We start from the raw sequence: 16402 nt of genomic DNA, 5'->3' as shown, positions 1-16402 counted from the left end.
GAACTCATTCCCGCCAGACGCAGAGGGTGAGGTGCAGACGCCGCTCAGGCGGCGAGATGACTCTGGGTGGGGGCAGTGGCGGTGTGTAGCGCCAAAGGGGGACCAGCAGGGCGATCAGCACGGCCACGGCAAAGAAGAGTTGTTCGACGCAGAGCAGGGTGGCGGCGCTCAGCCACTTGCCGTTGAGCTGGCAGCTGGTGGGTTGCGGGCTGGCCGGTTTGGCATCCCCCTGATCTGTCGCCGTGCTTTGAACGGACAGTGCCTGACAGTTGAGGGCGTGATCGAGCAGGGCCAGCCGGGCCAGCGGCTGGGCCGCACAATTGAGCAGCAGCAGGCAGATCAGCAGCAGGAGATTTTTTGCCACACGTTGTCGCTGAATCATACTCGCCCCGTCTATCAAGAGGGTGCCATCCTAACGACCAATGGCGGATGGGGCAAGTCAGCGGCGTATTTATGAGCAGCGCAGTGGGTGGCGCGACGGAGAGGGTGGTCGGTTCTGTTTGGCGAACGCTTGTTCGCTAAAAGGGGGATCAGTATACTGCGCCGAGTTAAAACTCGAGGTGTTCGATGCTCAAAATTGCCCGTGTGCTGCTGCTTGGTCTGCTGCTCATTTTCTGGTTCCTGTTCGGCCTGCTGCTCTGTCTGGTTCGTCCGCGCCATCCCAACAATGTCTATGTCTTCGCTCGCATGTATCACGCGGTCTGCCCGCTGATCGGGGTGCGGATCAAGGTGACCGTGGCCGAGGAAGCCAAATCGGTGGGGCCATCGGTATACGTGTGCAACCATCAGAGTAATTTCGATATCTTTACTGTGACTGGTGCCGTCATGCCCGGAGTGGTGGCGGTGGGCAAGAAGAGCCTGCTCTGGCTGCCCTTCTTCGGCCTCATCTTCTGGCTCTCTGGCAACGTGCTGATCGACCGCTCCAACCGCTCCCGTGCCATCGGCACCATTGGTCAGGTGGTGAACCGCATCAAGGAGCGTGGCACCTCAATCTGGATGTTCCCTGAGGGCACTCGTTCTCAGGGGCGTGGTCTGTTGCCGTTCAAGGTCGGCGCCTTCCATACCGCGGTGCAGGCTGAAGTGCCGGTGGTGCCCATCGTCTGCTCCAGTTATTTTGGGCAGATCGATCTCAATCGTTGGGACAACGGCGAGGTACTGGTCGAGGTGTTGCCGCCACTGTGCAGCAAGGAGCACGGCGCAGCCGGGATCCGTGAACTCTCTACGATTTGTCGAGACCAGATGGAGGCCAAGCTGGCCGAACTGGACAGCAAGCTGGGCCACAGCCGCGCAGCCTGATAGATATCGAAAATGAATCGACAAGGGAGCCACAAGCTCCCTTTTTTGTTGGTGAAAATTACCACTTGGTTGGCTATTTTCACCAATAAACCCTTCTTGAATTTCCCCGTAAAATTCCATCTATATGTAAAACAACAATAATTTTTCTTGGCACGGCTCTTGTAATGCAATGGGAAGAGATAGCCATCCCAGCAATAAGGAGCCAGACCATGAGCGTATTCAGCCGCCTGACCGACGTGATTAATGCCAACCTGCACAGCCTGCTCGACAAGAGTGAAGAGCCGGAAAAGATGCTGCGCCTGATGATCGAAGAGATGGAACAGGTGCAGGTCGAGATGCGTACCCAGGCCGCCCGGGTGATTGCCGAACAGAAACAGCTGGAGCGTCACCAGCAGGCGTTGCAGGCGCAGATCCTGGAGTGGTCGGCCAAGGCCGAGCTCGCCATCCAGAAAGGGCGTGAGGATCTGGCCCGTGCCGCTCTCACCGAAAAGTTGGCTGAGGCCAGGAAATGTGAGCAGCTGGAGCAGGACAAGGCCCGGGTGGCCGAGGTGCTGGCCCAGCTCACCGCCGACAGCGAGCGACTGGCGGCCAAGCTGACCGAGGCCCGCGAGAAGCAAAAACTGCTGACCCTGCGCGAGCAGACGGCCCACAGCCGCATTCGTGCCCGCGCCCAGGTGGACAACCAGCGGATGCATGAGCTGATGGCCCGCTTTGACGGCTTTCAGGGCAGGGTCGATCAGCTGGAAGCCCAGCTGGAAGCCCAGCTGGAGGCGGCCACGCTGGGGCAGAATCCCTCGCTGGAGGCACAGTTCCGCGAGCTGGAGCTCAATGACGAGATCGAGCGCGAGCTGGCTCGCCTCAAAGGCCAGAAGGCGGAGGTGTAACCATGAGCCCCTGGCCCAAGGATCTGGTGCATCGCAAGTTGACCGGGGTCTGTGCCGGTATTGCCAAGCGGTTGGGGGTCTCCAGAGTCACGGTGCGGGTGGTGGCACTGCTCGCCCTGATCCTGATGCCGCCGCTGGCACTGGCCGCCTATCTGCTGGCGGTGCTGGTGATGCCGCCCCGTTATGAATTGAAGCGCTGGCTGGATTGACCGAGGGGTTGACCAGTCGGCAGACAAGGTACTGATAAGGAGCAAGTTATGCTGGAATTTTTCATATTGCTGGTGGTGCTGCTGGTCATGGCACTGACCGGTTTTACCCTGGTAGCCATGTTGCTGGTGAGCGGCCTGTTTGTGCTGCTTGGGGCACTGGGCGGCATGCTTGCTCTGATCATCAAGCTGGCCCCCTGGTTGCTGCTGGCGCTGGCGGTTTGCTGGCTTATCAGCAACCGCAGCAAGCGTTCCAATACCTACCTGTAACTGACCTGTAGTTGTGCAATACGTTGTGTGATGCTCCCTGATTTCCCCTTTCCGGCCACTCATTGAGTGGCCTTTTTTTGCCTGTCAGGCTCAGGTTTTGGCGGGGGCAGCTAACCACTGTGGGCTCCAGTTCTGCCAGAGCTCCGGGCTGTGGATCAGCTGCTCCTTGAAGGATTTCGGCTGCTGCTTGAGGCGGTATTCGATGCGCAGGGCCGCCCCTTTCTCGCCGACTTCCTGCTGCCATTCCAGCGTCAGTGGCCCCTTGCCGCGCAGGGCGCGGGAGCCCTTGCCACTCTGATGCTGGCGCAGGCGGCGCAGTGGATCCGTGCTGATCCCGGTATAGAGCAGGCCAGTGGCGGTACGCACCATATAGACAGACCAGCGTGAAGGCTCTGATGGTAGCGGCACTGGTGTGGTGGTCGCGGGTTCTCTCATTCGAACTCTCTATGTGCCAAACTCAGAGGCAGCTCAAGGAGGTGCGATGAGAGTCTGGTTCTGGTTATGGTTACTGTTGTCGGTCCCGGCTCAGGGGGAGACGATCCGTCTCTACGATTACCATCAGCATCCGCCCTTCAATACCGGCGTGGATGCAGGGCTGAGCAGTGAGCTGGTCAAGTATCTCAATGAAAAGCTGGGGGGTGAACCCAGGATCGAGCTTTGGCTAGTCAATCGTGCCCGGTTGGCGCTGGAGATGTCGGATCCCGCCTTCAACGGTCTGGTGGTCTGGGTCAATCCCGCCTGGGTGGGGGATCCCCAGCGGGAGCGTTATCTCTGGACCTTCCCGGTGATGCGCGACACCAACGAGCTGATCTCGAGCATCGACAATCCGGTTACCTATCGCGGGCCCGACTCCCTCAATGGGCTGGTGTTTGGCGGGGTGGAGGGCTATCGCTATCAGGGCATCGACGATGCGGCCAGCCGGGGCAAGCTGGTGCGCCACGATGCCAAAAAGGTGAAGACCAATCTCGAGCTGCTGGTACGCGGGCGCATCGATGTGACCCTGGTGAGCGGCTCGGCACTGGGCTTTTATATCGACTCAAGCCACTATCGGGGCAAGCTGTTTATCTCGCCCTTTCCCCAATCCAGCTACACCCGCCATATTTTGATTCCCAAATCCCGCGCCGATCTCCATACCCGCCTCAACAACATTGCCGAGCAGATGGACAGGGATCCCCGTTGGCACAAGGTGCTGGAGTCCTATCGCGGTACGCCCTGAGGACGGCGTTTGAGCCGGTGCAACGGTAGCAGGCTCACCAGCAGACCCGACCAGACGAAGGCAAAGCCGACCGTCTTGATGGGGTCTGGGGCTTCGCCAAACCAGTAGATGGCGAGCAGGAAGGCGAGGCTGGGCTCGATATATTGCAGCAGTCCCACAGTGCTCATCCGGGTTCTCGCCACTGCGTAGCAGAACAGCCCCACCGGCAGCAGGGTGGCGGGCGCACTGCCCATCAGCAGCAGCTTGTCAGCCAGATCCCCGTTCACGAATGCCCCTTCCCCGTGCCACGCCAGCGTGCCGATGATGATCAGCGCGACGGGCAGTTGCACCATGGCTTCCAGATAGAGGCTGGTGCCGGTGTCGTAGTGGATCTTCTTCTTGATAAGGCCATAGCAGGCGAAGTTGGCCCCCATGATGAGGGAGAACCAGGGGAGCTGGCCGTAGCAGAAGAGCATGTAGGCGAGACCCGCCAGCGCCAGGGCGACCGCCAGATGCTTTTGCGGGGTGAGTCGCTCTTTGAGGAAGATGACGGCGAATACGATATTGAACAGCGGGGTCATAAAGAAGGCGAGGCTGGTGGTCAGCACCTGCCCGGTAGTGAGGCACCAGGTGAACATGCACCAGCTGATGGACATCACGGGGCCCGCCAGCAGAATGAGGCCGAGCTGGCGCGGCTCACTGCGCAACCGTGCCCACGGCACTTGGTGGCCAAGCAGCAGAAACAGGGCGCCCAGCAGCACCACAGACCAGAGCACCCGGTGGGAGATCAGCTCCCACATGTTGACCTCGGGCATGAATTGATAATAGAGCGGCAGCATCCCCCACAGGATGAAGGAGAGGGTTGCGGTGCCGGTACCTAGCCAGTTTTTCATTATTATCCGTTTATTAAATTAAACACCCATGGCGATAGTAGGGGGCGCGTCTTGTTTCCACAAGAGGGAAAACAGGGAAATGCTGGTACTATCAACGTCATGCAGCGAATCGATAAGTTGTTTGAGCAAATCAGGGCTTGCCGTCTGTGCGAGGATCACCTGCCGCTGGGGCCTCGTCCGGTGATCCGCGGGGCCGAGAGTGCCCGCCTGCTGATCATCGGTCAGGCGCCCGGCACCCGGGTTCATGCCAGCGGTATCCCGTGGGATGACCCCTCCGGTGACAGGCTGCGGCAGTGGCTCGGGGTCGATAAAACCACCTTCTACGACGAATCCCGCATCGCCATCATGCCGATGGGGCTCTGCTATCCCGGCAGGGGAAAATCCGGCGATCTGCCACCCAGACCCGAGTGCGCGCCCACCTGGCACGACAAGGTACTGATGCTGTTGCCCAACATCGAACTGACCCTGCTGATCGGCCAATATTCGCAAGCCTACTATCTGCGCGATGGGGCCAAGGGATCACTGACCGAGACGGTGCGCAGCTGGGCCGACTATGGCCCCGGCTGGCTGCCGTTGCCGCACCCATCCCCGCGCAACACCCTCTGGCTCAGGAAGAATCCCTGGTTCGAGCAGGAGATAGTCCCCCATCTGCAGCAAAGGGTCGCCCCTTTGCTGGAGCGACCCTGAGCGCTTAAACAGCCGGTTCAGCCAGCGGTTTGGGTTTGCTGCGGGCCATGGCGACCAGCGGCAAGATGATGCAGAGGCACCCCAGCAGCAGCGGCAGGCCCGGCTGCTCGTCAAACAGCCACACCCCGATGGCCACCGCCATCAATAGGCCGGTGTACTCCGCCGAAGCGATCTTGCTCGCCTCGGCCTGGCGATAGGCCACCACGCACAGGCCTGCATAGACCATGATCAGCGCCGACGAGCCGAAGGCGGGCCACCACATCTGCCACTGCCAGTCGCCCCCTTCCCACAGTGCCAGCGCCAGAATGAAGGGCATGCTCAGCACGTTGGTGAAAAACAGGGTCTGGGCGATGGGCTGTTTGAGCGGGATCCGCTTGATCAGCAGATTGTTGAGCGCCATCGACAGCGCCACCCCGAGCGCCGCCAGCGCGGCCCAGTTCACTTCGGTCGGGCGCAGCACGATCAGCACCCCGATAAAGCCGAGCAGTGCCGTCAGTACCTTTTGGCGGGAGATCGCTTCCCCTGACATCCACACCGCCAGCGGCACCATCATCAAAGGCGCGGCATAGAACAAGGCATTGGCGGTGGCAAGCGGCAAGCGGGTGAGGGCGACCACCATCAGACAGACGCCAACCGCCCAGATATGGGCCCGCAGCAGGTGCCACTTGATGGCTACCGGCGGGTTGCGGCGCCATGACCAGAGCAGCCAGGGCATCAGCAGAATGGCGGCCGAGAGCTGGCGAAAAAAGACAAACTGGAAGACGGGCTGATCCGGCTCCAGTACCTTGACCAGTGCATCGGAAAAGACCGCCACCATGTTGCCGAGCACCAGATAAAGGATGCCGATCCCTACTGCATTCATACCACCTCCCACTTCAGATGAGGGGAGGGTAGCGCGAGGGCCGTTATCCAGTAAAATGATAAAAAATGACCACTCATGAGATATTTAGATAATGAAGCTGCCTCCCCTGCGTGCCGTGCAATATTTTGAGGTGGTCGCCCGGCTGCTCAGTTTTTCCCGCGCCGCCCTTGAATTGAACGTCAGCCAGAGTGCGGTCAGCCACCAGATCCGCCTGCTGGAGGATTTTCTGGGTGAGCGCTTGCTGCTGCGTCAGGGGCGGCTGCTCTCGCTGACGCCGCAGGGGGAGAGTTACTTCGAGGGAATTGCCGCCGGGCTCAGCCAGATTGCCCAGAGCAGCGAACAGCTGCGCGGTGGCGGCGAGATGCGGCTGCGCCTCGCGGTCTACAGCTCATTCGCGGTGAAGTGGCTGATCCCGCGGTTGGCCGGGTTGCGCCAACTCTATCCCGAGCTGGATTTGAGTCTGGAGATGGTGGCAGAAGACCCCGAGCTTTCTGATCGGGTAGCGGACTGTTTTATCACGGTGTCGCCACATGGGCGCGGTTATTGCCACGATCTTATCTATCAGGAGCGGCTCTTTCCGGTCTGCAGTCGCCGCCTGTTGCAGCAGGTGAGTGGGGAGTGGCCCGAGGCCATCTGGCAGTTGCCGTTGCTGTCGGTGCAGTCCATCTACAAGGCGCGGGGCGAGGATTGGCAGCGCTGGGCCAAGGCGGGCGGGCTGGTGATTCCGGACGAGGCGCGGATGCACCACTTCAGCCATGTGCTGTTGGCGATGGAGGCGGCGGCCTGGGATCAGGGAGTGGCATTTGTGAATGACTACATGCTGCGGCCCGATGATCCCCAGCTGGTGGCCTTGCCGGTACACCAACTGGAGACGGGGGATGCCTTCTACTTTACCTGCAAGCGATCCCGCGCTCATGAGCCCGCCATCAGCCGGTTGCGCCAGTGGCTGATGATGGAGACACGCCAGAGCATGCCGTTGTAATGGCTCGGGTTATCAGGCTTTTTTGAACTGGCTCAGTACAAAGAGGCTGGTGGCACAGACTACCACCGAGGGGCCTGCCGGGGTGTCCTGATACCAGGAGAGGGTCAGCCCGCCGAGCACGGCGAGACAGCCGATCAGCGCGGCAAAGCCGGCCATCTGCTCCGGCGTCTGGCTGAAGCGGCGGGCGGTGGCGGCAGGGATGATCAGCAGGGAGGTAATGATCAGCGCCCCGACAAACTTCATCGCCACGGCGATCACCAGCCCAATCAGCAGCATCAGCACGCAGCGCAGTACATCGACCCGGATCCCTTCCACCCGTGCCAGCTCTTCCGAGATGGTCATGGAGAGCAGGGGATCCCACAACCGCCACAGGGTGAGCAGCACCAGCGCGCCACCGCCATAGATCCAGACCAGATCCATGGGTTGCACCGAGAGCAGGTCGCCGAACAGGTAGGCCATCAGATCCACCCGCACGTTATCCATAAAACTCAAGGTGACCAGACCGAGCGACAGGGCGCTGTGGGCCAGAATGCCGAGCAGGGTATCGGTCGCCACCTGCTGGTTGCGGCTCATGATCACCAGCAGCATTGCCATGGCGAGGCAGCAGACCACCACCGCCAGGGTGAGATCGACCTGCAGCAGTATGCCCAGCGCGATGCCGAACAGACAGGCGTGGGAGAGGGTGTCGCCAAAATAGGCCATCTTGCGCCATACCACGAAGCTGCCGAGGGGGCCGGCCAGCAGGGCGATGCCGAGGCCGGCCGCGAGGGCGTATAACAGAAAGCTGTCCACTTGAATGTCCTGTTGCTTGCGCTATTTGCTGTGAGCGTTGTTGCGAGAGGGCAGGCGGATGACGGGGGCCTGCGGTTCATGATGATGGTGTTCGCCGTCGCAGTGGTGATGATGGGTATAGACCGCCAGCACCTCCTGTTCCGGGCGCCCGAACAGACGGGCAAATTCGGGATGGCGGGCCACGCTTTCCGGCTCGCCATGACAACAGACGTGGCGATTCAGGCAGATCACCTCGTGGGTGCTGGCCATCACCAGATGCAAATCGTGGGAGACCATCAGCACGGCGCAATTGAATTCGGCGGCGAGCTGGCCGATCAGGGCGTAGAGCTCGATCTGGCCGGTGATATCCACCCCTTGCACCGGTTCGTCCAGCACCAGCAGCTCGGGTTTCACCAGCAGAGCGCGAGCCAGCAGCACACGCTGCATCTCACCGCCGGAGAGTTTTTGCATCCGGTTCTCCAGCAATCCCTCTGCGCCCACCCGGGCCAGCGCCTCCTCGATGGAGAGGCGGCTGTTCTTGCCCAGTTGCAGGAAGCGACGCACTGTCAGCGGCAGGGTGGGATCCAGATAGAGGCGCTGAGGCACATAGCCGACCCGCAGATCGCGGCTGCGGGTGATCTTGCCCGAATCCGGCGTAAGCAGGCCCAGCACCAGCTTGCTCAAGGTGCTCTTGCCCGCCCCATTGGGGCCGACCAGGGTGGTGATTTTGCCTTTATTGAGGGTAAAGGAGACCTTGTCGAGCACAGAGCGCCCATCAAACGAGAGAGAGACCTCTTTCAGCTCCACCAATTGGCTCATGACAACTCCGGGGTTTACAGCCAGTGAGAGTTATAATATAACAAAAAGCAGCTGTTATATTATCACATACTCACCCCCTGACGAGATTCATCAATGAGAATTATTGCGCTTTTCACTGCCTTGCTGGCGGTGAGTTTGCCTGTCCGTGCCCTGGAGGTACTGACCACCATCAAGCCCCTTGGCTTCATCGCAGCGGCGATCACTGACGGGGTGAGCAAGCCCAAGGTATTGCTGCCGACCGGTGCCTCTCCCCACGATTTTTCCCTGCGTCCGTCCGATATTCGCAGCATCAACAGTGCTGGTCTGGTGGTGTGGGTCGGTCCCGAGCTGGAAGGCTTCATGGCCAAGCCGCTGGCCAATCATCCCCATGCACTGACCCTGACTCAGGTTGAGGGGATGCCACTATTCAACTACGCGACTCAAGATAGTCACGACTCCCATAACCATGATGATCACGATCATGGCGCTCACGAGCACGGTGATCACGATCATGATGATGGGCATGAGGGACATCATCACGAAGGGGTCGATCCCCACATCTGGCTTGGCCCGACGCAGGCCAAGGTGATTGCCAAGGCGATCGCAAGCGAATTGGGCAAGCTGGATCCTGCCAATCAGGCTCGCTATGACGCCAACCTCGCGGCATTTGATGCCAAGGTTGATGCCAAGGACAAGGTGATCGCCGGACAGATGAAGGCGGTGAACCAGAAGGGGTACTTTGTATTCCACGAGGCGTATGGCTACTGGGAACGCCACTACGGCATGAGTTCAAAAGGTCACTTCACCGTGAGCCCGGAGCGTCGCCCCGGCGCCAAGACCCTGGTGGATATTCGCAAGGCACTGGAAGAGAAGCAGGCGAGCTGCATCTATGCCGAGCCGCAATTCTCACCGGCTGTGATCGAATCGGTGGCGCGTAATACCGGTGCAAAAGTGTTGCTACTGGATGAAGTAGGTGAACAGGTGCCGCTTGGCCCGGATGGTTATCCCCAATTCATGCAGCAACTGGCTGACGCATTCGCCCAATGCCGTTGATCGCTGGCCGAGGCTCTCATCCGGACGGACTATACTGACCTCCAGCATCTGACATGGAGTGTCTGCTATGAAATGGTTGTTGATCCCGGCCTGCACTTTGGCTCTATGTGGCGCCAGCGTGCAGGCATCGCGTCTTTCTGAGTACATTGCCAGTCCGGATCTGCGGGCCAAGCTGCAGGAGGTGTATGGTGGCCGCGCCATTCAGCGGGCCGAGGCATTCTCTCGCCTGTTGACCCCCAGAGCGGGCACTACCGACCAGCAGAAGGTCGAGCTGGTGAACAATTACTTCAACAATCTGACCTACAGCGAGGATCCCAAGCTGTGGGGGGACGAGGATTATTGGGCCAATCCGCTGGAGTTTATCGGTGCCCGGGGCGGGGATTGCGAGGATTACAGCATCTCCAAGTACTACACCCTGATGGAGCTGGGGGTGGACGAGAAGAAGCTGCGGCTGGCCTACGTCAAGGCGGTGCGCTACAACCAGTTCCACATGGTGACGCTCTACTTCCCCACACCCAAGGCTGATCCGCTGGTGCTCGACAACATCAACAGCCGGATCCTGCCGGGTAGCAAGCGTACCGATCTGATACCCGTATACAGCTTCGATGCCAAAAGCATCTGGATCATGAAGTCGCGCCGGGAAGGTACGCTGGCAGGGAGTGCCGATAGGCTAGCGCAGTGGACATCGATGAAGACTCGTTTCTCCAGCGAGCAACTGCGCTCTCCCCGTCGTCAGCTATAGCTTGCCTGCCGCTTTCAACTCCTCGAAATATTTGGCCGCGCCCGGATGCTGTTCAATGCTCAGCACCGGGCCGGTTTTATTGCGTGCCCGGTGAAACATATTGGCGTAACCGTACGTCTGCTCATTGAACTTGGTCTGCTGGGTCAGCATGGCCTTGGTGAGCCGATAGACAGACTCTTCCGGCATGGTGGCATTGGTCACCAGGGTGGCGGCAATGGCAAAGGTGGGGGTCGCTTTCAGATTGCCAGGGTAGATGCGGGCGGGCACCTGACTGCGTTGGTAGTATTTGACCCCCTTGAGCAACTGATCCCGGATGGCCCCTTCGATGGGGAGGAAGCGGACGGCGCAGCGTTTGGCGGTGTCGAGCACGATCCGGTTCGGGTGCCCCATCACCAGCGCAAACGCGTCAATCTGTTTGCTGCAAAGTGCATCGGATTGATTGGCCATGCTCTTCAAATCGAGATCCTGCTCTTGTGCTCCCAGTTGATTGAACAGGGCCAGTGCGGTCTGGCGTGTGCCAGATCCCTTCAGCCCCATATCGATAGGTACCAGTTTAAGCTGCTCCAGTGATGTGATATCCCCGTCGGCACGGATCACTATGGTGAATGGTTCGGCATGAGTAGCAAATAGGGCGCGCAGCTCGGGTTGTGGCTGTGTGGCAAACGGGCCCAAGCCCTTGCTGGCTTGATACAGCCAATCGGACTGCACCATGGCGTAGGAAGACTCGCCGCTCTTAAGTCGCTGCAGGTTTTCTATTGAACCTGATGTTCCCTGCAGTGCGCATTTTAGTTGCTCATCGGCCTCATGGGCCAGGCGGCAAAACTCTTTGGTTATCTGGTGATAAATACCCTGTTCACCCCCGGTGCCAATCGTAATGGATTCGGCCATCAGGCCGGGTTGCCAAAGCAGAGGCAATAACATGGCGAGCTTTTTCATGCTTGAGCCTCCTTGGCATAACCATCAATACCCCAGTTTCGCAGCAGGTCTCTGTCGTTGCACTCGCCCGCTTCTGCCAGCAGGGTATAACCGGCGGCATGCATGGTCTGGGAGAGCAGGTTCCAATAGAGCGGCGCATCGGTCAGCTGGCAGCTGATAAAAATGGGATTGAGCGGGTCGAGCAGATTAAGCGTGTCTGCGTTCAGGGGAATGGCACTGAACGCGAGTTCACAGCCCTGCTCCTGCAGCGCGGCTAATGCAGGCTGGCCGTGGGAGGGGAAGGAGACAACATCCCAACGCCAATCTAGCGTTTTGCCACGGCCCTGGGTCAGCAAAGGGGCAATCTCGGTCCATTGCGGGTGATTGAGCAGCGAGAGTGGCAGGGAGATACCCTCTACGTGCAGTTGCTGCCACTGCTGCAATGTAGCTTGGATGATCGTCAGGTCCGTGTTGGCAGAGAGAGTCTGACCGGGTAAAAAACGCTGATAGAGCGCAATATCCCCCTGGGTAGAAGCAAAAGTTTGTAGTTGCCCGCCTTCTGGCAATGGGTCCAGCCCTTGCAGTGGTTGTGAAGTCGGCGGGGGTAGCTGTTTTCCCAGTTGGGTAATTTTGAGCCGTTGTTGCAACAGATCCCGTTTGCGTTCGGATACTAGTTGATTGATGGAGAGCGACACCTCTTTGAGGTCTTGTAGCCAGGGGGTTGGCAGGGCGCTGTTGAACTGATGTTTGCGGACCCGGATCAACTGCAGGTTGATCTGTTCCAGCGGTTGCAGCAGGCGTTTGCAAACCAGGGAGATGATCAGGGTAAACACGACGAGTCCTGCCAGCAGCGCCAGACCTGTGCGGCTGATGGCATTCCACAAATGCTGATAGGCGTAGCCGCTATGTCCTTCCAGAGTGAGGGTGCCCAGCATGCGCCAACCATCGGTCAACTCTTGCTCAATCTTGACGGGGGGCATGCCGATAACAGAGGGGAGCCAGCTTGGGACATTCTGCTGGGTAGCGTGGAATACTTTCTGAAACAGTAATTGGCCATCGGGGTCGATCAGGGTGACCGAGCTGACGAAACCGCCATCAAACATGGCGTTGACGATAGTTTCAGCCAGCACTTTGTCGTCATTGAGCAAGGTGCCCTGCAAGACCAGCCCCAGCGCGGTAATTGCCGTCTCCAGGTTGGCGGACATCTGATCGAGGATCGACTGGCGGATGGTCGTGGCCTCCAGAGCAAACAGCAGCACGGCACCGATCAAGAACAGTACGAGAATTATCCGGCTCAACAGTTTTGATAACGTCATATCCACTCCATGGAAAAGATATCGCAACATTTTGGGTTTCTATTCAGAGTCGAATCCGACCCGGTTCTTAAAAATAGGAAAAAATGGTTAAAAAAGACGATCATTTCTGCCCATCAGGACAGGTTATGCATAAAATGTGAAGTTCATGCAGATTGTGATGAACTATCTGTGTTTGTTTTTGTCCAAAGAACAGTTTTATGCGGTTTTGTCACAACAGATCGCGCGACTCACACTCTTTAGATCTAAATACAGGATAGCGGATGAAACGTCTCCGTCCCTTGGTAGTGCAGGCTACCAATTGGGAACCCCCGGTTCCCCGCAAACATTTTTATGCGATGCTGATGCTGACAGCCATGACGCTGTCGGCAGTGGCATTATTGCCAGCGCCAGGTGACATCCTGGAGCGGCCGCTGCGTCTTGAGTTGCCCATTGATACCGCCGGTACGGCAACCAATGAAAACAACACCGACTTTAACGAAATCCCCGATCATGAGCTGGTGGATCAGAGTGCGCCGGATGACGATATCCCGGTCGATGCCACTCCCCAGTGGCAGGATTATCGGGTGCGTAATGGCGAAAACCTGACCGCTATCTTCAACAACCTCGGGCTCTCTACCACCACCCTCTACAAGGTGCTGGATGCAGACAACAAGAACCATTTGGCGCGGCTCAAGCCGGGACAGAATATCGAGCTGTTGATTGATCAGGACAATATCCTGCAGCAACTGAAGATCCGCCTGAATATCAAGCAGACCCTGGTGATGGAACGTGGGGGCGAGGCGTATAGCTCCACCATGATCAACGAGAAGGTGGAGTGGCAACCGCAGCGTTACAACGGGGTGATCAACGGTAGCTTCTATGTCAGTGCCCGCAATGCAGGCATTCCGGCCAACCATATCCAGAAAATTGCCAACCTGTTTCAGTGGCGGATGAATTTTGCCAAAGATTTGCAAAAGGGTGACACGTTCAAGGTACTGGTGCGTCAGGAGACGGTAGAAGGAAAGAGCACTGGCAATAGCCAGCTGTTGGGGGTGGAAGTGATCAGCCAGGGCCAGAGTACCTCGGCGTGGCTCTCGGAAGACGGTAACTATTACGATGCTCAGGGCAACAGTCTGGAGCGCGGTTTCCGCCGTTATCCGACCCATAGCCGTTACCGGATCAGCTCCAACTTCAACCCGGCGCGTAAACATCCGGTGACCGGTGCTATTCGTCCTCATGAAGGGACTGACTTTGCCTTGCCGGTGGGTACGCCGGTATTGGCTACCGGTGATGGTGTCGTCCAGAAGGCGACCAGACACCCGCTGGCGGGTACCTATGTTGTTATCAAGCATGGCCGTACCTTGGCGACCCGCTATCTGCATCTGAGCAAGCTGCTGGTCAAGCCGGGGCAACGGGTGAAGATGGGCGACAAGATTGGCCTCTCCGGTAACACTGGCCGTTCTACCGGTGCGCACCTGCACTATGAGCTGCGGATCAACAACCGCCCGGTCAATGCCATGACCGCCAAACTGCCGATGGCTGAGCCCTTGAGTGGCAAGGAGCGTCGTCAGTTCCTCGCTAAAGTGAAGAGTTATCGCAAGGAGCTGGCAGCTGGCTGATGCTGAGTAAGCCATCCTGATGTAAAAAGGCCCCGCCAGACTGGCGGGGCCTTTTTACATGGGTAGCAACCGGCAGGGTCAGTAACCTTTGTCGAAGTCGATTTTGCTATCCAGCGGTTGCCCATCGATAAAGCGGATGTAATTGCGAATAAAAATCTGGGCGACATCCTCTGGAAAACTGTAACCACTGTTGTGGGGGGTGACGATGAGGTTGGGCTGGCCCCACAGCGGGCTGTCGGCGGGTAGGGGCTCTTGCTCAAACACATCCAGCACTGCCATCGCCAGCTTGCCGGTACGCAGGGCGGTGAGCAGATCGCCTGAGTGAACTGCGCTGCCACGACCGACGTTGAACAGGATGGCACCGGGTTTGAAGTGTTCGAAGCGGGCGGTATTGAACAGATGGCGGGTATCGCGGGTGGCTGGCAGCACGCTGACAATGACATCGGCTTGGGCCAGCATCTTGTTGAGCGCAGGCAGTTGATAAACCTGATCAAAACCGGCACGCTCCCGGCCGCTACGGCTGATGCCCAGTACCTTCATGCCAAAATGTTTGCCGGTGTGGGCAATATGCTGGCCAATGCTGCCGGTACCCAGGATTAACATCGTGCGGCCTTTGAGTCCCTGATAGGGGTGGCTTTGCCACAGGCGTTGTTTTTGCTGTTCCCGATAAACGGGCATTTGGCGCATCAGGCTGAGCAGATGGCCAAAAACATATTCGCTCATCAACGGGCCGAAGATACCGCGCACATTGGTGAGCTGATAGTCGCGGCGACTGTCGGGATCGAGCAGTACATCGACTCCGGCGTAGGTGGACTGCAACCAGCTCAGCTTGCTGGCCTTGGGCAGCAGCGGTTTGGCGCGGGCTGGCTCTGCCATCAGAATGTGAGCCTCACCAATCAGTTTTTCGGCATCGAGCTGATTGTTGGCCTGCAGAATACGCAGATGGGGAAGGTTGGCAGCCTTGAGCAGCCGTTCGTAGTGAGCATTATCCTGGCTGAGCAAAAGAAGGGTACGTTGGCTCATACTCTTGTTCCTTATCAGAATTTGCGGCGCAACAAGATGCCGCTCTCGCCCCATCTTACCTGACTTCATATCGCAACATAGCTGACCAGGGCGCTTTTTCGTTTTCGCCGCGCCCCTCGTGGGCTACAATCTGCCCCACATTTTGCAAAGGATCCGACTCCAGTGTTTGGTGACAAGTTTTATAAGCGACTGGCCGAGCTACAGCCTTGGCAACAGACCGTCTACACCCTGGCGCTGGCAGAGCGCATGTACCCCAACTATGCCCTGTTCTGTCAGGCCTCCGGCTTTGGCAATGCAGGCGCCTTCCGGCACTCGCTGGATCAGCTGTGGGCCTACCTCACCGTCAAGGGATCCCGGGTCAATCTGGGGGCCATTCTGGAAGAGTTCGAAACCCATATTCCGGATCCCCGCAAGTTTGAATCCTACGGCGCCTATCCTGCGCTGGATGCTTGCGTCGCACTGGGTTGCGCTTACAGCTCTGTGATCTGCCGGATCGGTGAAGAGGCCTTTGATGCCAGCCACGCTTCGGTCGGCACGGTTGCCGGTTTTATCGAGCTATTGGAAGAGCGAGACCTGACCGAAGAGGAGCTCTACGAACACGAGTACATGGAGGCCGAGCTGGAATTCCAGGTTGAGCTGCTCAAGCGGGTGGCCCACGAACGCGATAGCGATCGTATCCTGGCGATCAAGGTGTTTGCCGCTCAGGATGGCGTCTCCAACATCGGGATCAGTCTGGAAGAGTAATCTCCAGCGCGACCTGATACCAAAAAGCTCCCGAACGGGATAATGCCGATCAGTTAAGGATCCATTGACCGATCCTTCTGATGTGTGAAAATCCGAAACCTGTTGATTGGTTTCGGATTTTTTATGCGTATCGCTCAAGCTCTCGACTTCCTCCACGCCAGCAAGGC

Annotated in this window: 20 protein-coding genes; 11 read left to right on the top strand and 9 right to left on the bottom strand. The window is 58.5% G+C overall.

Going from position 1 to position 16402, the window contains the following annotated elements:
• Positions 1 to 4 precede the first annotated feature (4 nt).
• The gene (locus tag BN4575_RS16535; RefSeq protein WP_068979018.1) at positions 5 to 382 is read right to left on the bottom strand and encodes a hypothetical protein; all 378 of its coding nucleotides are present in this window, start codon (positions 380 to 382) and stop codon (positions 5 to 7) included.
• Between the two features lie 185 nt (positions 383 to 567).
• On the opposite strand from BN4575_RS16535, the gene BN4575_RS16530 reads away from it, so the two are divergent.
• The 4 genes from BN4575_RS16530 (at position 568) to pspG (ending at position 2656) form a co-directional block, all read left to right on the top strand.
• Complete coding sequence (locus BN4575_RS16530) at positions 568 to 1296, top strand: 1-acylglycerol-3-phosphate O-acyltransferase (protein WP_068979017.1); 729 nt, start codon at positions 568 to 570, stop codon at positions 1294 to 1296.
• Positions 1297 to 1505: 209 nt separating this feature from the next.
• Positions 1506 to 2180, top strand: a complete 675-nt coding sequence (gene pspA / locus BN4575_RS16525; protein WP_068979016.1) for a phage shock protein PspA — start codon at positions 1506 to 1508, stop codon at positions 2178 to 2180.
• Between the two features lie 2 nt (positions 2181 to 2182).
• Positions 2183 to 2389, top strand: coding sequence for a PspC domain-containing protein (locus BN4575_RS16520; RefSeq protein ID WP_068979015.1), 207 nt, complete (start codon positions 2183 to 2185; stop codon positions 2387 to 2389).
• A 48-nt stretch (positions 2390 to 2437) separates the two neighbouring features.
• Positions 2438 to 2656 carry an envelope stress response protein PspG gene (gene pspG / locus BN4575_RS16515; protein ID WP_068979014.1) on the top strand — a complete coding sequence of 73 codons (219 nt, stop codon included), beginning with the start codon at positions 2438 to 2440 and terminating at the stop codon, positions 2654 to 2656.
• A gap of 90 nt (positions 2657 to 2746) precedes the next feature.
• On the opposite strand, the gene BN4575_RS16510 is transcribed toward pspG, so the two are convergent.
• Entirely contained in the window at positions 2747 to 3091 is a 345-nt protein-coding gene (locus tag BN4575_RS16510) for a GIY-YIG nuclease family protein (RefSeq protein WP_068979013.1), read from the bottom strand.
• Positions 3092 to 3137: 46 nt separating this feature from the next.
• On the opposite strand from BN4575_RS16510, the gene BN4575_RS16505 reads away from it, so the two are divergent.
• On the top strand, positions 3138 to 3872 hold the full coding sequence (locus BN4575_RS16505) for a substrate-binding periplasmic protein (RefSeq protein WP_068979012.1): 735 nt from the start codon (positions 3138 to 3140) through the stop codon (positions 3870 to 3872).
• On the opposite strand, the gene rarD is transcribed toward BN4575_RS16505, so the two are convergent.
• The gene (rarD, locus tag BN4575_RS16500) at positions 3854 to 4744 is read right to left on the bottom strand and encodes an EamA family transporter RarD (protein ID WP_068979011.1); all 891 of its coding nucleotides are present in this window, start codon (positions 4742 to 4744) and stop codon (positions 3854 to 3856) included. The genes BN4575_RS16505 and rarD overlap by 19 nt on opposite strands.
• A gap of 99 nt (positions 4745 to 4843) precedes the next feature.
• Here rarD and BN4575_RS16495 point away from each other — a divergent pair, with 99 nt between their 5' ends.
• Positions 4844 to 5431 (top strand): uracil-DNA glycosylase family protein, encoded by a 588-nt coding sequence (locus BN4575_RS16495; RefSeq protein WP_068979010.1) that lies wholly within the window; start codon positions 4844 to 4846, stop codon positions 5429 to 5431.
• Positions 5432 to 5435: 4 nt separating this feature from the next.
• On the opposite strand, the gene BN4575_RS16490 is transcribed toward BN4575_RS16495, so the two are convergent.
• A complete protein-coding gene (locus BN4575_RS16490; RefSeq protein ID WP_068979009.1) occupies positions 5436 to 6293 on the bottom strand; it encodes a DMT family transporter in 858 nt (285 codons plus the stop codon).
• 91 nt (positions 6294 to 6384) lie between these two features.
• On the opposite strand from BN4575_RS16490, the gene BN4575_RS16485 reads away from it, so the two are divergent.
• Positions 6385 to 7275 carry a LysR substrate-binding domain-containing protein gene (locus tag BN4575_RS16485; RefSeq protein ID WP_068979008.1) on the top strand — a complete coding sequence of 297 codons (891 nt, stop codon included), beginning with the start codon at positions 6385 to 6387 and terminating at the stop codon, positions 7273 to 7275.
• A gap of 12 nt (positions 7276 to 7287) precedes the next feature.
• Here BN4575_RS16485 and znuB read toward each other — a convergent pair whose 3' ends face one another.
• Positions 7288 to 8067: a zinc ABC transporter permease subunit ZnuB gene (gene znuB / locus BN4575_RS16480; RefSeq protein ID WP_068979007.1), complete on the bottom strand. Its 780-nt coding sequence runs from the start codon at positions 8065 to 8067 to the stop codon at positions 7288 to 7290.
• A gap of 21 nt (positions 8068 to 8088) precedes the next feature.
• The gene (gene znuC, locus BN4575_RS16475) at positions 8089 to 8865 is read right to left on the bottom strand and encodes a zinc ABC transporter ATP-binding protein ZnuC (protein WP_005354861.1); all 777 of its coding nucleotides are present in this window, start codon (positions 8863 to 8865) and stop codon (positions 8089 to 8091) included.
• 93 nt (positions 8866 to 8958) lie between these two features.
• Here znuC and znuA point away from each other — a divergent pair, with 93 nt between their 5' ends.
• Positions 8959 to 9897 (top strand): zinc ABC transporter substrate-binding protein ZnuA, encoded by a 939-nt coding sequence (gene znuA, locus BN4575_RS16470; RefSeq protein ID WP_068979006.1) that lies wholly within the window; start codon positions 8959 to 8961, stop codon positions 9895 to 9897.
• Positions 9898 to 9964: 67 nt separating this feature from the next.
• Positions 9965 to 10639: a transglutaminase-like cysteine peptidase gene (locus BN4575_RS16465; protein ID WP_068979005.1), complete on the top strand. Its 675-nt coding sequence runs from the start codon at positions 9965 to 9967 to the stop codon at positions 10637 to 10639.
• On the opposite strand, the gene BN4575_RS16460 is transcribed toward BN4575_RS16465, so the two are convergent.
• Together BN4575_RS16460 and BN4575_RS16455 are read right to left on the bottom strand one after the other, a co-directional pair.
• Positions 10634 to 11575 carry a TAXI family TRAP transporter solute-binding subunit gene (locus BN4575_RS16460; protein WP_068979004.1) on the bottom strand — a complete coding sequence of 314 codons (942 nt, stop codon included), beginning with the start codon at positions 11573 to 11575 and terminating at the stop codon, positions 10634 to 10636. The genes BN4575_RS16465 and BN4575_RS16460 overlap by 6 nt on opposite strands.
• Positions 11572 to 12870, bottom strand: coding sequence for a LapD/MoxY N-terminal periplasmic domain-containing protein (locus BN4575_RS16455; protein WP_068979003.1), 1299 nt, complete (start codon positions 12868 to 12870; stop codon positions 11572 to 11574). The genes BN4575_RS16460 and BN4575_RS16455 overlap by 4 nt, the downstream gene beginning before the upstream one ends.
• A 260-nt stretch (positions 12871 to 13130) precedes the next feature.
• On the opposite strand from BN4575_RS16455, the gene mepM reads away from it, so the two are divergent.
• Positions 13131 to 14468, top strand: coding sequence for a murein DD-endopeptidase MepM (gene mepM, locus BN4575_RS16450; RefSeq protein WP_068979002.1), 1338 nt, complete (start codon positions 13131 to 13133; stop codon positions 14466 to 14468).
• A gap of 78 nt (positions 14469 to 14546) precedes the next feature.
• On the opposite strand, the gene BN4575_RS16445 is transcribed toward mepM, so the two are convergent.
• Positions 14547 to 15491 carry a D-2-hydroxyacid dehydrogenase gene (locus BN4575_RS16445; protein WP_068979001.1) on the bottom strand — a complete coding sequence of 315 codons (945 nt, stop codon included), beginning with the start codon at positions 15489 to 15491 and terminating at the stop codon, positions 14547 to 14549.
• 162 nt (positions 15492 to 15653) lie between these two features.
• On the opposite strand from BN4575_RS16445, the gene BN4575_RS16440 reads away from it, so the two are divergent.
• Positions 15654 to 16235, top strand: a complete 582-nt coding sequence (locus tag BN4575_RS16440; protein WP_042019424.1) for a YjaG family protein — start codon at positions 15654 to 15656, stop codon at positions 16233 to 16235.
• Positions 16236 to 16402: the final 167 nt, after the last annotated feature.

Origin of the sequence: Aeromonas sp. EERV15, from assembly GCF_900079845.1 — a bacterium.
GTDB lineage: Bacteria > Pseudomonadota > Gammaproteobacteria > Enterobacterales > Aeromonadaceae > Aeromonas > Aeromonas sobria.
The sequence above is the reverse complement of the archived record's forward strand: the minus strand, read 5'-3'. Positions and strand labels throughout refer to the sequence as shown.

Bases quoted from the DNA above. Each gene is read 5' to 3' on its own strand.
- pspA (WP_068979016.1), top strand. From the start codon at position 1,506: ATGAGCGTATTCAGCCGCCTGACCGACGTGATTAATGCCAACCTGCAC.
- znuC (WP_005354861.1), bottom strand. From the start codon at position 8,865: ATGAGCCAATTGGTGGAGCTGAAAGAGGTCTCTCTCTCGTTTGATGGG.
- BN4575_RS16535 (WP_068979018.1), bottom strand. From the start codon at position 382: ATGATTCAGCGACAACGTGTGGCAAAAAATCTCCTGCTGCTGATCTGC.
- BN4575_RS16460 (WP_068979004.1), bottom strand. From the start codon at position 11,575: ATGAAAAAGCTCGCCATGTTATTGCCTCTGCTTTGGCAACCCGGCCTG.
- BN4575_RS16520 (WP_068979015.1), top strand. From the start codon at position 2,183: ATGAGCCCCTGGCCCAAGGATCTGGTGCATCGCAAGTTGACCGGGGTC.
- mepM (WP_068979002.1), top strand. From the start codon at position 13,131: ATGAAACGTCTCCGTCCCTTGGTAGTGCAGGCTACCAATTGGGAACCC.
- BN4575_RS16490 (WP_068979009.1), bottom strand. From the start codon at position 6,293: ATGAATGCAGTAGGGATCGGCATCCTTTATCTGGTGCTCGGCAACATG.
- rarD (WP_068979011.1), bottom strand. From the start codon at position 4,744: ATGAAAAACTGGCTAGGTACCGGCACCGCAACCCTCTCCTTCATCCTG.
- pspG (WP_068979014.1), top strand. From the start codon at position 2,438: ATGCTGGAATTTTTCATATTGCTGGTGGTGCTGCTGGTCATGGCACTG.
- BN4575_RS16510 (WP_068979013.1), bottom strand. From the start codon at position 3,091: ATGAGAGAACCCGCGACCACCACACCAGTGCCGCTACCATCAGAGCCT.
- znuA (WP_068979006.1), top strand. From the start codon at position 8,959: ATGAGAATTATTGCGCTTTTCACTGCCTTGCTGGCGGTGAGTTTGCCT.
- BN4575_RS16445 (WP_068979001.1), bottom strand. From the start codon at position 15,491: ATGAGCCAACGTACCCTTCTTTTGCTCAGCCAGGATAATGCTCACTAC.
- BN4575_RS16505 (WP_068979012.1), top strand. From the start codon at position 3,138: ATGAGAGTCTGGTTCTGGTTATGGTTACTGTTGTCGGTCCCGGCTCAG.
- BN4575_RS16530 (WP_068979017.1), top strand. From the start codon at position 568: ATGCTCAAAATTGCCCGTGTGCTGCTGCTTGGTCTGCTGCTCATTTTC.
- BN4575_RS16485 (WP_068979008.1), top strand. From the start codon at position 6,385: ATGAAGCTGCCTCCCCTGCGTGCCGTGCAATATTTTGAGGTGGTCGCC.
- BN4575_RS16455 (WP_068979003.1), bottom strand. From the start codon at position 12,870: ATGACGTTATCAAAACTGTTGAGCCGGATAATTCTCGTACTGTTCTTG.
- BN4575_RS16495 (WP_068979010.1), top strand. From the start codon at position 4,844: ATGCAGCGAATCGATAAGTTGTTTGAGCAAATCAGGGCTTGCCGTCTG.
- BN4575_RS16465 (WP_068979005.1), top strand. From the start codon at position 9,965: ATGAAATGGTTGTTGATCCCGGCCTGCACTTTGGCTCTATGTGGCGCC.